This is a genomic window from Streptomyces sp. NBC_01176 (assembly GCF_045039825.1).
GTDB lineage: Bacteria > Actinomycetota > Actinomycetes > Streptomycetales > Streptomycetaceae > Streptomyces.
Window position 1 is genome coordinate 136,054 of the sequence record NZ_CP108601.1, and the last position, 13,309, is coordinate 149,362.

Consider the following 13,309-nt stretch of genomic DNA (forward strand, 5'->3'; position numbering starts at 1 on the left):
CCCGAGCCGCGACCCTTCGTGATCGCCACGTCACTCCACCTGTGGGGGCGACGCTACGCGTCCGGCCCGCCCCGCCGTCCCGGAACGCGGCAACGCACTGCCCGACGCGTCCGTGACGTGTCTGCGTTCGGGCTCTGGAGCACGGATACCGGCAGTGGGACGATGAGTTGAAGCCGAGGAGTGGGGGTTCCTTGCGAGAGGACAGGCGCCAGATCCAGACGGCGGTGCTGGGCAGCGCCGAGTCAGATGACCCGCTGCTGCTGCCACTGGAAGCGCCAGACGGCGGTGCTGGGCAGCGCCGAGTCAGATGACCCGCTGCTGCTGCCACTGGAAGCGATCGAACTCGGTGCCTTCCGTCGCGCGCACGCCGCCGACACGTTCTGGTGCGGCCTGCTGCTCGGCGGCTGCGGTGGTCAGCTGACCACCAAACTTTATACAGACAGAGTCTGTCATTTCGCTCACCATCCGGACCCGGACGGTGAACTCCACGAGTGCCGGCGCCGCGCCCGGGGCGTGGACAGCGCCGACCACCTGTACGTGAAGTCCGCGGCCGACGCGTGGCTGCGCGGCCGCGGGGAACAGGTCCGCTTCGACTTCGGCCAGGCCGCAGGCCTACCCGTCGGCTCCGTCGTGGACATCCAAGTCACCGACCACAGGCTGCGGGTGCACCTGGACCAGACGGTGGCCCCGGCATGGGACAGCGAGCACGAGCCGGTAGCACGTCGATGCCGGTGGACCGCGACACGCTGATCGAACGCTGGTATGTCCACCGCATCCGGCTCCACAGCGAAGGCACCGCCCGGCAGGTCCGCATCGGCACCGAGGCCTTCGCCCGGCCCGTCGAATGGTTCACCCTCAACGACTGCCACATCACAGAGCGAGGTCTCTCGACGCCTGCCGTCGAACGCATCGTCCGCGCGCACAGCGCTCCGCCACCGTCCCGGTGGGCGCCGGGCAAGACTAGGAAGGTGCCGAAGCCGGACGCTCATGCCGAAAGCCTGCTGCGCCGCCTTTTGTACGGACGCCGTATCGAATCCTCGCTCCTGGTGAAACAGGTCTGTCGGGAGATCGAGGGTCTGCGCCTGGTGAGCCCCGCCGTCCAAGAAGAGCTGGAGACCGCGGTACGCCACGCCCACATCTGGCTCGACGAGCAAAACGGGGTCTGCCGCAAGCTGTTCGCCCGCCTGGACCGGGCCGTCACAGACCGTAGAGCCGGGAAGGTCCGCCGGCTTCTGGTCCGCGTGAACGCGACAGCCGCGCACAACCGAACACAGAGCGAGAAATCCACCGTGGCGGCGGCCAGCGACTACCTCAACAGCCTCGACGACCTCACCCACGCAGCCCTGGACGCAGAAGCGGCAGCCGAACGCGAGGGTGTCGAAGCCGCCCGCGGTGTCCGCACCATATTGCAACGCCTGCGCCGCCACGACGCCTACACACACGATCTGCTGGAGGACATCGGCACTCTGCTGCGGCTGGCGGCCGTTGCCGGCGAGCGTCTGACCAGCAGTCAGTCCCGAGGCCTCGACGTCTGGAAGGCACGTGCCGATGCAGGAGCGTGGTTGCCGAGGACCCCGCTGCATGAACAGGTCGGCCGCCGGCAGTGGTGGTCCAAGCCCTGCCCGCGCTGCCACGCTGAGGTGCAGGAACGATGCGTTCTGGTGGAGGGAAGCCGGGTCGGCAGCCTGCGCGATGTCCCGCACGATGAGCGGCTGCAGCCGATCATCGCCGAGCGGAAGGCGCAGCGAGCAGCTTCTGCGGGGCGATGGCGAGTGGATGAGGTGACCTGCCCGGACTGCCGTAAGGGCTACCACACGCCGTGTGACAGCCCGAACGGGCCGCATCGCTCACGTGTCGAACTGGCCCAGGAATACACGCGACTTCGCAGGCCGCGGACGAGGAAATAGCGGCCTCCCCCTGCATCGGTTCGGCCAGCGGATGCCCGTCTGCGCGAGACTCGGTCTCCACGAACGCAGTCGCGAACCGGCTCGACTTGAACCAGGGTCAGCCGAGCCAGACGATGTCCAGAACAGACAGATGCCGCAGCGGCCGGTTGATGAAATAGACGACGGACAGCTGCCCGATCGATGCGGCCCGGACGTCCTCCCCTTCGGCGTCACCCGTGTTCCACTGCGGCCATCCCCACGGGGTCCGGGCGGCAAGATCGAGGACGTCGCGGACCATCTCCGTCGCGGGCCCCGGAAGCCCGGTCAGGATTTTCGCGGCCTGCGGCGACAGCCGCACGCCCCATGGCGCATCGGTCACCGGCGGGCACCGAGGACATCGTCCAGGTCCACGAAACCGTTCTCGTCGCAGCCGGAGTCGGTGAAGGCGTCGACGGCCGGCGCCGCGGCGACGCGCAGCTGCCAGGACCGGACGACGTCGTGCAACGGCGTGAGGCTGTAGGTGTGCCGGGAGTCCTCGAGGGCCTTCACCCAGTCCCGCTCGAAAGCGGGCACCCACGAAGCCGCCCGACGGTCGGCGCGCAGCTGAGCGAGCAGGTGGGCGGCGGCCGCGGGTGCCGGCGGTGCGGGGGCTTCCTCGGGCTGCGCGCTCACAGGCTCCTCCATCCAGGTCGTACTGCCACGGTAGCCGTGTGCAGCCCGGCAGGGGAGGGCTTCGCACCGTCGTGGCCCTCCGCCCGTGGGCCCGGCGGCCGCGGTCTGACCGGCGGCGGCCGCCGGGCCCACGGCGCGGGTCAGTCTGGTTCGACGAGCTGGCCGGTGGCGGAGACCGGGCACTGGAAGAGATGGAACGGGCCGCCCTGCCGGGACAGAACGGTGGGATGAGCGGTGAGGGACAGCAGTTGCCAGCGGTAGCGCCAGCCCGTCCCGTACCGGGAATTCGGGACGGCTGCCGGGTTGGTGGCCCATTCCGCGAGGTGCTGGACCAGGGCTGCGAGCGTGTCGGTGTCCTGGGCTGTGGTGGCGGGCGAGGCGGGAGCCTCCTGCAGCACGGCGACGATCGTGTGGGCGGTCTGCGCACTCAGCCAGGTCGTCGGCCGCTGATCGGCGACGCTGGTCCGCAGCCGCACCAGCGTGTTTTCGAGCGGGTCAGCGGTCCACGGCTTGCTGTTCTCCAGCGCCGGATCCTCCGTCAGCCACTCCAGAGTCACCGCGCACTCGCGGGCGTTGAGACCGACGCCCTCCAGCCCGGCGAACAGTGCGTGGAAGACCCGGAGCAAAACATCGCGTCGGCGCGGCTGCTGACGGCGCTCGACCAGGCAGTGCCAGCACAGCCAGCCCATCTGCTCGTAGGGCACAGCCTGGGCGAAGGGGGTCCGGCCGATCAGATCACCGGTCGCGTAGCTGTCGCCGCACAGGCTGCAGGCGCCCGCGGCCGCGGCTGCTTTGACCGAGCGAGGCCGGGGGAGCCGCCCGATCCCCTGAGGCCGGTCACCTGCGTGATGCGCTTCAGCCTCTTGCGGTAGACGCCCGCACCTTCCTGGGTGCAGACGCGGACCTCACGGAGGACCTCTCGCAGATCGTGGTCGTCACAGTCGCCCGGCCGGGGGCGGTTGACCATTTTGAGGACTCGCGTCTGCATGGCTGGCGGATCCTCACCGACGACCGCGGACAGCGCGGAAAGCGCCTCGTTCACCTGCTCACGCAGCGCATCCCCGGAAAGCGACGCTTCGTTGCCGGACGGGAGGACCTCCTCGACTCCGAACAGGGTCATCAACTGGGCCCGTCTCTCTGCTCTCTGCGTGGACTGGTCGACCCACACACTGCACCTACAGCCGGGGAGCCTGCGGACCTCGTCACACAGACGGCGTAACACCAATCACCCGTTGGTGTCGGTGCGGCGCAGCACACCACGAGCGCTCTCCCGACACGCGGCGCCCGTTGGACGGCGGTGCCACCGGGCGGCGGTGGCACAGTGGCCTGCATGTGCGGCCGCTACGTCTCGACTCGCAGTCCCCAGGACCTGGTCCAGCTCTTCCACGTCGCCGACTGGCGTCCCGAGGACGCACTGGCGCCGAACTGGAACGTCGCTCCGACGAACGAGGTGTGGGCGGTCCTCGAGCGCGCGCCACGAGAGCAGGGCGACGACGCGTCGGCGGAACGTGAGTTGAGGCCGTTGCGCTGGGGTCTGGTCCCGTCGTGGGCGAAGGACGTGAAGATCGGTGCGCGGATGATCAATGCGCGGGTGGAGACGGTGCACGAGAAACCCGCCTTCCGTCGCGCCTTCGTCAAGCGCCGGTGTCTGCTGCCCGCGGACGGCTTCTACGAATGGCAGCAGGCAACGGATGAGGCCACCGGCAAGGCCCGCAAACAGCCATACTTCATCCACCCCGAAGACGACCAGGTAATGGCACTCGCCGGCCTGTACGAGTACTGGCGCAACCCCGAGATCCAGCGCGACGACGACCCGACCGCCTGGCTGATGACCTGCACCATCATCACCACCGAGGCCACCGACGCCGCCGGCCGGGTGCACCCTCGCATGCCACTGGCCCTCACACCCGACCACTACGACGCCTGGCTCGACCCCCACCACCAAGACCCCGCGGATCTGCACGCGCTGCTTACCCAGCCCGCCGACGGGCACCTCGACACCCGGCCGGTCGCCACAGCTGTCAACAGTGTCCGCAACAACGGCCCACACCTCTTGGACAAGATCACCGCCTAGCTCGAGCCGGGAGCAGACCAACCCTGCTCGCACGCGTGAGGCTGGCCAGCGGCACGGGACCGACGGCTCCGTTCAGGGCGTGGATTCGTACACGTGGGCAGCTACCGTTTCACTGTTCGCTTATCGGCCGATGTCGGCTGTTACTCATCGAATAGTGCTCTGACAGGAAGTGCACAGGTGGCGTGCTGCAGGCGCGCGGAGAGCTAGAAATCGCTTCCACCGCGATGGCCACCGGGTGGATGGACCCTCCCGCGAACTGAGCGGCACCGCCTGCACGGTTGGCTGAGCACTGCAGGCGGCCGTCACGGAAATGTCCGCATACAGCAACATGAAACGGCGCATCTCCCATCGAGTCTGGCGGGCGGCCAAGCTGTGGGTCCTCGGCACCAGTCGGGATCCGCACATCGCTCATCGACTGCCGGTCAACGCCGGCAGGTTGTGGGCTTGCACCTCAGGGGAGTGCTCATGTCTTCTCGTTCGATCCGCCGTATCGCCGCCGCGACGCTGGCTGCGGGTGCCGCACTCGGCGCGGCCGCGCTGCCGGCCTCCGCACAGTCCAGCCCCCACCAGGCCGCCGCGTACCGCTCGGCTGTGGTCATCAGCGACGTGCAGGCCGACTCCCCGGGCTTCGACGACCGCAGCAACCGTTCCCTGAACCGGGAGTGGATCGATGTCACCAACACCTCCCGCCGCAGCGTGAACCTCGACGGCTGGACCCTGTCCGACGAGGACGGCCACACCTACACCTTCCACCACTACCGCCTCGACGGCCGTTCCACCGTTCGCGTCCACACCGGTATCGGCCGGGACACCTACCGCGACGTCTACCAGGACCGCCGCAACTACGTCTGGGACAACCGCTCCGACACCGCCACGCTGCGCAACGACCACGGCCGGTTCATCGACGACGCCTCCTGGGGAGGCCGTCACCACCGCGGCGACCACGACGGCAACCACCACGGCCGCCGCCTCTGACCCCTCCCGCCCACTGGTGACCACACAGCCGGTCACCACACCGAGCACAGCCCAGTGGCGCGCGGTGGCCCACCCGGCCACCGCGCGCCGCCGGCGCGTGACCGGCCGACGCCGTCACCTATGTCACGCCCGACCGGGCGTTGGAGGCGCCCACGGTCCGCTTTGCTCTTGGTGAACCTGTGCGGGCATCACTGACCCGGTCCGACGCCGGCACAGTCAAGCCTCTGCGGGCGGACGCCTGTCGGCGGTCGACTTTTGCTGGTTGACTTGTCCTCCGGGGAGGCCGCCATGGTCAGGGGAGCGCGTGCATCGGCGGCCGCCGTGCTGGCAGTGATGTTATTGGGAGGCTGCTCAACGGGCGGGGCACCGGAATCCTGCACGTCCAGTGGACAGGGGCCGGACGTGCAGGGCTCCGCCCGTTCGCGTCCGCCCGCGAGCACTGGTGTTCCCTCCCGGTCCGTCTGGTGCCGGAGTGGAGAGGCACATGGCCGACTGGCTTCGCGACCGCCGTCCGGCAAAACTGATGTCGTCGTCGGGCCGTTGCGCTTCTCCGGTCTCAAGGGCTGGCAGGACGGCCGCCGGACAGACTTCGGCGGCCGTACGGGGGATGGCTGGCACTACAAGATCGGCGCTGAGATCGAGCGAGGCTCGGTGGTGACGGTCTCGGTGGCACCTGAGGCGCGGCGGCGCGCCAGCCTGAGCTACGGCCAGAAAGATGGGTACACCCCGGCCGCAGAGGTGACGTTCAGCGCCTGCCCTGACTCGGACACGGTGTACATCGGCGGCTTCTTCATCTCCGGCGACGGCCGCTTCTGCCTCCCACTCGACGTCCAGGTGGGTAAGGCCGCACCGCGGAGAATCGTGATCCCTGTGTTCAGCGGCGCCTGCCGAGCCTGACCCCCACCGATGGCTCGCCGCAACAACAGTCGAGAGCGGTTCCGTGCGGCAGTCGGCGTTGCCCGAGGTGCTGGAGTACGTCACGACGCACATGGCCGCACGCAGAGCGCGGCACACCCGCGGTGAGGACCGGTGGCGGCAGGCGGAGCTGGGGACGCACCCGGCGACACACTGCTGCACCGGGTCGCCCGGCATCACTCCGGCGGCGCATCCGGTCCCCCCTCCGGATGGGGGTCCCCGTAGTAATCGCCGAAAAACCAACGGATATCCTTGACCAGGGATGATGCAGCCTGGGTCAGCGGTCAGCGGTCAGCGGTCAGCCGTCCTGGCCAGCATGTTCGATGGCGGCGCTCTCGCGGTGTTTGCGTAGTTCCCGGTAGAGCGTGGAGCGGCTGACGCCGAGGTCGGCGGCGACCTGTTCGGGGATCGCGCCGTCCTTGATCCGCTGGGCGGCTCCGGCTCTGGTGGTGGCGTTGAGCTTCGCCGGGCGGCCGGTCGGCAGTCCGCGGGCTTGTTTGGCGGCGCGGGCGCCGGCGGCGCGTTCCAACATGTAGATCCGCTCCATCTGCGCGAACATGGCCAGCAGTGCGATGGCCATGTCGGTACCGGGCCCGGAGTCGCTGGTGTCCACGGCGAGCTTGTCGCCGAGGGTGCGCAGGAAGACGCCGCGCTTGGTGAGGTCGTGCACGAGGTTCAGGGTCTCGCGCATGTTGCGGCCGAGTCAGTCCAGGGTGAGTACGTTGATCCGGTCGCCGAGCCGGGCGAAGCCGAGTAACGCGGTCAGGCCTTCGCGGTCCATGTTCGCGCCGGTGCGCTTGTCGACGTAGATGTGTTTCTCGGCGACTCCGGCGGCGTGCATCGCGTCGATCTGCCGGGCGAGGTCCTGAGCGGTCGTGCTTACACGGCAATACGCAAGATCCATCCCGCGGCTGTCCCACAACTTGACGCCGTGACGCGGGTTTTGACCAAGCCTTATGACACCAGCTTCTGACACGGTGCGACCTGCGGGAACGTGATCACGCCTTGCCGGTCGGTCGCCTGTGTCACATCCATGCTTGGACACTGGCGAAAACTCTCCGGTCGGCTACGCGCCGAGGCTGGGGGAGTCGCGGCTGGACCATCGCTACTGAGTGATGGAAATGGAGGGAACCCCGAGAAGTGCGGCGAGTTCGCGCTTTGTCTTCGCCACCAGACCGGTCTCCGTAATGAAGGCGCCTTCCGATTCGCCGAGATCGCGGATCGTGGCACTGGGAAGGTGTTGGTGAAGGTACTTGCTACAGCCTGCGGTGGAACCTCCGATGAGAGAGATGGCCCAACCATCTCCTGTGCCGATCGACACGAGTCTTCTGATGCCAAGCATCAGATCGGTTCGACCTATCCCTCCACTTGCGAGGGAATCGCTGTGGATCATGAATGCCAGCGAGCCGTTGTGTCCACACACGGCAACGCAGGGCCCAAGGTCGGTGGTGTGGAGGACGGAGTTGCTCTGATTGGTGGACGCCCCGTTTCTATTACCTTGAAGAATATATGTCCCAGGCAGGGTTGCTTGCTCTGGCCCATCGGTCGCGGCCGGGCTTGCCCCTGGATCGGGCAGGGCGGCGCGGTAGGGAATGCGCCGCTCTATAGCGCCTGACAGGCTCAGTGGCAAGCCGCTGCCGTCGAGCAGCGCCGCCGAGGAAGTGGGGCTCATCAGGGTGAGCAGTTCCGGCTGGGAGGTGATGCGGCGGGTCACCGGGTGCTTTGCAAAATCGACTTGCCAGACCCCCGTCTGGTCAGGGTGATCGGGGTCCCTGCCGTGCACCACCAGAATCACGTGATCGTGCTGGTTCTGCCGGGCCAGCCGCACCACCGCGAGCCGTTCCGGCTCCTGCATCAGTGTTTTCGCCAACTGGGCCGGATCGGGCCACAGCTCGGGCACTACCTTCAGGATGTCCATCAGCCCCAGCCAGTCCTTCTTGGCGATCACCCGATCGCCAGCCGCGTCCTCTGCCTCCGCACTGCGATTACCCGTCCGCCCGTACGCCGCCGCGAATCCCTCCGCCGCCAGTGGCACGCAGTCGTCGGCCAGATCCGCGCCACCGTCCAGCGCGGCCCGCCGCTGGTTCGCGCGCTCAGGCGCCCACTCCAGCAGCCGCTGCGCCGGCAGTGTCCGCATACCGGCATCGAAGCTCCAGGGCCGGGGGGTGGCGGTGCTGTGGGTGGGTGTCCGGGTGGTGTGAACCGACCCCCGCAGCACGGTATCGGCCGGCAGCGCCCTGTCCGTGCGGTCTCCCGGGGCTGGAGCCGGGGGCAATGTGGTAGACGTGCCGGTAGTGGTCGTGGCTGTCCACACCGGAGCGGTGACGCGGCTGGTTGCGGGTAGCAGCGCGATGCGCGCCCTGGGAACGCCGTGTTCCGAGTCCTCGTCGAGGAACAGGGTCGACGGTGCGTTCACGGTGATCAGCTTCGCGCCGCCGAGAGCCCGCGCGAGCTGCTCGCGTGCGCTGTCGGAGACCGCGTCGAAGTCGGTCGACAGCAGCACATACGACGGCACCTTGCCCTGGGCCGGCCCGCCAGCCTCGGCCAGGTCCTTGCGCAGGCGCAGGCCGAAGGCCCCCGGCGTCTCCCAGTAGGTTAGGTCCTGCCACGCGTCGTAGACGGCGAACAGGCCGTCGGCGAAGTAGCAGACCACGAGCGCCACGCTGTCGGGGTCGAAGGGCAGCTCGCCCAGTTCCCGGCTGTGCCAGGGGCGGGCCGCCGCGCGCAGTACCCCGGCGGGCGGTGCGGTGTGCGCCGAAGTCCCCGGCTGGTAGGCGTCGTTCGGCGTCCACGCCACGTACGAGGAACCCAGTACCGGCGCGGCAAGAGCGGACGAGCGGGATGCGTGGTCGCGCCGGTCGAAGTAGCACAGGCCCAGGGCGCGTTTGCCGCCGATCGGGTACGGGCGCAGCCCGGCCGGGGCCCGGGTGCCGGGCGCAGCGGAGCGTTCGACCAGCCAGCCGGCGGGGCGGGAGGCGAACCGGGAACGGTAGGCGAATCGCACCCGGTCACCGGCAGGACCCTGGGGGTAGGACGACCTGAACCGCCCGCCCTCGCCATCCGCAGTGCAGCGCACACCCAACCGCACCTTGCCCCCGGCCGCGCGGCCGACCGCATCCAGCGGCTTGACGCCCACCGTCATCTCACCGTGCGGAAACCAGACCAGGCGCCCGACCAGGTCGGCGAGCCGCGGGCGCACCGCACCCGTGCTGCACGTCAAGGCCACCACCGGGTCCTCCAGCGGGCGCTTCGAGGTATTCAGCTCCGGCAGCGCCCGCAGCCACGAGCCCAGCGCCTGATCCGTGACCGGCCGCGCCTCGCCGTCCACCATCAGGCACAGCTGGTTGTGCGGAGACGAATGCGCCATCAGCAGAAACGGTTCGAGGCCCGGCGGCCACGGCCACGTCCGCCAGTCCGCAAGCAGCGGCCGACTCGGCGGAAGACCCTGAAGGTAGTAACCGGTGACATCGGCCACCGCCCCACCAGAGACCAACTGCGCCGCGATCGGATCCCCGGCCGCGACGCTCCCCGGAACGAACCCAGGCAGGGAAGCGTGCACGACGCCCCCTTCCCCTGGCAAGGAACGGAGGGTGACATCCCTGCCGTCCAGCTCCGTCAAAACCGGAGCGTCCGTCAGCAGCACGACGGCCCCCTCGCAGGGCGAGATCGAGATTCGATAAGGCTTAACATCCGTCAAATATTACGATCTACGTGCCAATTGGGTTCAAGATCTCCCCGGTCACCCGGGTGACAGCGATCACAGCGTGCGGGCCCGATATCCACAGGTTGAGCGGTACTACCTCGCGCATCTCATGGACGAGGACCTCGCCCTGGCCCCCGCCACCCGGCCCGACGGTATCTGGGACCGCCCCTGGTGGTCTCCCGCCGACGGCGTTCCCCCCGTGGTCAGGCTCTCAGTGATGAGATTGCTGAGTCCGATCGGATAGAAACAGATAGACGGTCTCCGGGGTGGACCGGCCCTATGCGCGTTCCGGCCGCCGTGACCGCAGCGGCCGGTAGCCGGCCGGGTCGAGCTTGGCGAGTTCGGTGTCGACCTCGACGTTGATCGTGCCGTGGTAGTTGACGTTCTCGCTGTGCGCCGGGGAGATGTGCGCCAGCAGCTCGTCATCCACCGCACGGCCCTCGGCCCGCATCTGCGCGACGGCCAGGCCGTAGTACTCGCTCGTCCAGGTCACGACCGAGTTGGTCAGCACGGTCAGGCACCACGCCTGTTCGGTCTGTCCGGCCAGGAACCGTTCGCGGATCTTGCCCTGGTGGGCGTAAAGGAGATGGCCCGCAGCACGTCCGGGGTGAACTGCCGCAGGTAGGCGTAGGAATCATCCAGCATCGCCAGGTGCCCGTGGTCACGCGGCAACCGGGGGGTGGCCTCGGTGGCCGCGGCCCGCAGCCGCTCCATACCGATGGTGTTCCGCAGCCGTCCCCCGACCTGCTCGTCCTCGATGGCCGGGTCCAGCAGCACCGGCAGGATCTCGTCCAGCAGCGCCTGGCGCCCCTCCCCGGCCGCAGCCCGTGCCACCAGCGCGGCGCGCATCTTGGTCCGGGCACGGCTCTCCCGCGCCGAGACCGCCTGGTCGAACAGACCGATGACCTCGTCCAGCACGTCGACGGCCGACTGCGCGAGGACCGTCAACAGGATCGGGTGGCGGCGCTGGGGCTCGCGCCGGTCCAGCGACTGCGGCGTCAGCCTGCGCCCCACCTGAGCCAAGAACCGGCGCCGCTCGGCGGGCAGCGCGGTCAGATCCAGGGCGTGAGCGTCCAGACCGCGCAGGAACCCCAGCTTCTCCAGCTCCCTCTTGACCGCGTTCGCTGAGTCCCCGGTCGCGCCTGTGGACAGCCAGTTCAACCTGGTCGCCCCAATCACCGGATCCGCGCTCAACAGGCCGTCAAGCTCACCCATCAGCGTGGGCGTCAGTAGGTGCCTGACCCGCTGGTAGGTCTCCCGGCCCGCCTCCGCCCGCGCGGCGGCCACCCGCTCCAGCAGACTGATCACCCCGGGCCGCACCACCCGCGCGGCCGCCAGATACTCGCACGCCAGACGAAACAGCAACGAGGGCGAGTCGTGCTCCATCGCCCTCGCGAGCAGGAACTCATCCAGCTCCTTCAGCTGCAGCGCCTTGGCGCTCTTCCAGTTCAGATACCCCGACACCTCCCGCAGGTGGTCGGTCCGGGTCTGCTTACGCGTCCCGTAGAACCGCAGCCCACCCACCGGTATCTGCAGGCGTTCCGAGAGCCGGGCCACCGCCGCCGGCGGGGCCGAGGTCACGTCATCCGGCACGAAGCCGAGCCAGGGCAGCGTGCACAGTTGCACAGCCATCCCGATCCGGTCCTTGGGGCTGCGACCGCGTCCCGGATCGATGAACCCCGCGTCCGCCGGGGTCAGAGTGAAGAACCGGATCAGCTCTTCCTTGTTGATCTCCGGGAAGCCCCGCAGCCGTTCCAGCTCGTCATCCGCGAACACACGGGTCGCCACCCGGGACCTCCACCTCAACCGCCCACGCCTCGTGGGCATCGTGCGCCACACCGTAGAGTCCGTGGCGGGACACGGTCAGACAAACGGCCGCATCACTGCAGGTCCACTCAGCCCAGAAAGACCAGCATCGAGGCGCATCCGTGCAGGTCAGAGATATCCGTTGTTTTTTCGGCGAATACTACGGGGACCCCGGATGCGCCGCCGGCCTGCCCGCGCCCCGTGGGGAGGCGGCGGGCGAAGTCGTAACGGCTGAGCAGGGGATGTGCGGGGCGTTGCCGCGAAAGTGGCTCGCGTCGGCGTTTGCTCGGATCGGGTGCGGCCCGTCTGTTCAGATCGTCCATCTATGCGGTGAATGCACCAGATTGGCGTGCTGCCAGCCGCGGCACCCGTACGGGGACCAGTGTCCGAGGGAGTTCCCGGAGGTCTGCTGGCCTGGCCGGGGTGAGCCGTAACTCGAAAGTGGTTCACACTGCGCTCCAGATCGCCACGTCGTCCCACCCCCGTGCAGGAAGTCATGGGCGCCGCCCGGCGGCCGCCGAGACGGAATGCGGGCAATCTCGTTCCAGAGAGCTGATGGTGCCTCTACGATGGGTAACCACGCACGGGGCATAGCCGGGGGTCGCCATGGAGCCGAACACCGAGGCCGAGGCGATCAAACCGCGCCCGGACTATCCGCCGAGGACCCCTCCGCCCCCGAAGAAGCCGCCGTCGCCGCCCCCGCCGCAGATCCGCCTGGGCCCTTCTTCCCTGCCGCACCGCCAGCGCTCGGGCCGCGGCGGCCGCCCGGTCATGAGGAACCGTCAGGGCGCGGCGTGGTCCCTGGAAGCGCAGCCGTGGGCGCCGGGCAAGGGGTTCACTGCGGTGGCCGACCGGCTCAGGAAGTGGGGACTGACCGCTCCCGACTGTCTTGAGGACCTGGTACGGCACCTGGTGGCGACGGTCGTCGCCGACGGCGGCCGCCACGTCAGTCTCCATCTCGCCGAACAGGACGGGCAGATCCTTCTGCTGGCCTTCAGCCACCAGCCACAGCTTCCGGACCTGGAGGCCGACGTTCTGTCCCGGCTCCGGGAGCTCGGCGCGGGGAGCTGTGGCACGGAGACGGCCGTCGACGGTCGCCAGGTTTGGGCGGTCTTGGACCTGACCGCGTAGTGGCCTGCGCCGACGCGGCCAGGTCCGCGCGCCGGCGGCGGATGCCGGCACCAGCACGGCGGAGGCGCCTCATCCGCGGGGCACGCGGCGTTCACTAACGAAGGGCTGCCGATGCCCATTCGTAGGGCGAAACGGGCCCTGCCTGCC

General features: G+C 69.0%; 13 protein-coding genes and 2 pseudogenes. 6 read left to right on the top strand and 9 right to left on the bottom strand.

Annotated features, from left to right (window positions below; translation table 11 throughout):
• Positions 1-246 precede the first annotated feature (246 nt).
• Both OG199_RS44195 and OG199_RS44200 read left to right on the top strand, forming a co-directional pair.
• Positions 247-750: a hypothetical protein gene (locus tag OG199_RS44195; protein WP_331727934.1), complete on the top strand. Its 504-nt coding sequence runs from the start codon at positions 247-249 to the stop codon at positions 748-750.
• Positions 732-1,907, top strand: coding sequence for a hypothetical protein (locus OG199_RS44200; RefSeq protein WP_405834929.1), 1,176 nt, complete (start codon positions 732-734; stop codon positions 1,905-1,907). The genes OG199_RS44195 and OG199_RS44200 overlap by 19 nt, the downstream gene beginning before the upstream one ends.
• 97 nt (positions 1,908-2,004) lie before the next feature.
• Here the strand turns inward: OG199_RS44200 and OG199_RS44205 are convergent, their stop codons facing one another.
• The 4 genes from OG199_RS44205 to OG199_RS44220 form a co-directional block, all read right to left on the bottom strand.
• Entirely contained in the window at positions 2,005-2,265 is a 261-nt protein-coding gene (locus tag OG199_RS44205; RefSeq protein ID WP_331727940.1) for a hypothetical protein, read from the bottom strand.
• The gene (locus OG199_RS44210; protein ID WP_331727943.1) at positions 2,262-2,558 is read right to left on the bottom strand and encodes a DUF6247 family protein; all 297 of its coding nucleotides are present in this window, start codon (positions 2,556-2,558) and stop codon (positions 2,262-2,264) included. The genes OG199_RS44205 and OG199_RS44210 overlap by 4 nt, the downstream gene beginning before the upstream one ends.
• Before the next feature lie 140 nt (positions 2,559-2,698).
• On the bottom strand, positions 2,699-3,262 hold the full coding sequence (locus OG199_RS44215; protein ID WP_331727946.1) for a hypothetical protein: 564 nt from the start codon (positions 3,260-3,262) through the stop codon (positions 2,699-2,701).
• Positions 3,263-3,288: 26 nt separating this feature from the next.
• Positions 3,289-3,681, bottom strand: coding sequence for a hypothetical protein (locus OG199_RS44220; protein ID WP_405834932.1), 393 nt, complete (start codon positions 3,679-3,681; stop codon positions 3,289-3,291).
• A 207-nt stretch (positions 3,682-3,888) separates the two neighbouring features.
• Between OG199_RS44220 and OG199_RS44225 the strand changes: the two genes are divergently transcribed.
• From OG199_RS44225 to OG199_RS44235, 3 genes are all read left to right on the top strand, one after another.
• The gene (locus tag OG199_RS44225; RefSeq protein WP_331727953.1) at positions 3,889-4,632 is read left to right on the top strand and encodes an SOS response-associated peptidase; all 744 of its coding nucleotides are present in this window, start codon (positions 3,889-3,891) and stop codon (positions 4,630-4,632) included.
• A gap of 465 nt (positions 4,633-5,097) precedes the next feature.
• Positions 5,098-5,607 carry a lamin tail domain-containing protein gene (locus OG199_RS44230; protein ID WP_331727956.1) on the top strand — a complete coding sequence of 170 codons (510 nt, stop codon included), beginning with the start codon at positions 5,098-5,100 and terminating at the stop codon, positions 5,605-5,607.
• A gap of 540 nt (positions 5,608-6,147) precedes the next feature.
• Positions 6,148-6,504, top strand: a complete 357-nt coding sequence (locus OG199_RS44235; protein ID WP_331727959.1) for a hypothetical protein — start codon at positions 6,148-6,150, stop codon at positions 6,502-6,504.
• A gap of 316 nt (positions 6,505-6,820) precedes the next feature.
• Here OG199_RS44235 and OG199_RS44240 read toward each other — a convergent pair whose 3' ends face one another.
• From OG199_RS44240 to OG199_RS44260, 5 genes and pseudogenes are all read right to left on the bottom strand, one after another.
• A complete protein-coding gene (locus tag OG199_RS44240) occupies positions 6,821-7,006 on the bottom strand; it encodes a helix-turn-helix domain-containing protein (RefSeq protein ID WP_331728578.1) in 186 nt (61 codons plus the stop codon).
• A gap of 12 nt (positions 7,007-7,018) precedes the next feature.
• Positions 7,019-7,426: pseudogene (locus OG199_RS44245) on the bottom strand (recombinase family protein); the annotation flags it as partial.
• A 201-nt stretch (positions 7,427-7,627) separates the two neighbouring features.
• Positions 7,628-10,165, bottom strand: a complete 2,538-nt coding sequence (locus tag OG199_RS44250) for a hypothetical protein (protein ID WP_405834934.1) — start codon at positions 10,163-10,165, stop codon at positions 7,628-7,630.
• 337 nt (positions 10,166-10,502) lie between these two features.
• Positions 10,503-10,787 carry a Tn3 family transposase gene (locus OG199_RS44255; RefSeq protein ID WP_331728581.1) on the bottom strand — a complete coding sequence of 95 codons (285 nt, stop codon included), beginning with the start codon at positions 10,785-10,787 and terminating at the stop codon, positions 10,503-10,505.
• Positions 10,788-10,804: 17 nt separating this feature from the next.
• Positions 10,805-12,013, bottom strand: a pseudogene (locus OG199_RS44260) (DUF4158 domain-containing protein); the annotation flags it as partial.
• 624 nt (positions 12,014-12,637) lie between these two features.
• Here OG199_RS44260 and OG199_RS44265 point away from each other — a divergent pair.
• Positions 12,638-13,162: a hypothetical protein gene (locus OG199_RS44265; RefSeq protein ID WP_405834936.1), complete on the top strand. Its 525-nt coding sequence runs from the start codon at positions 12,638-12,640 to the stop codon at positions 13,160-13,162.
• The last annotated feature ends 147 nt before the right edge of the window (positions 13,163-13,309 follow it).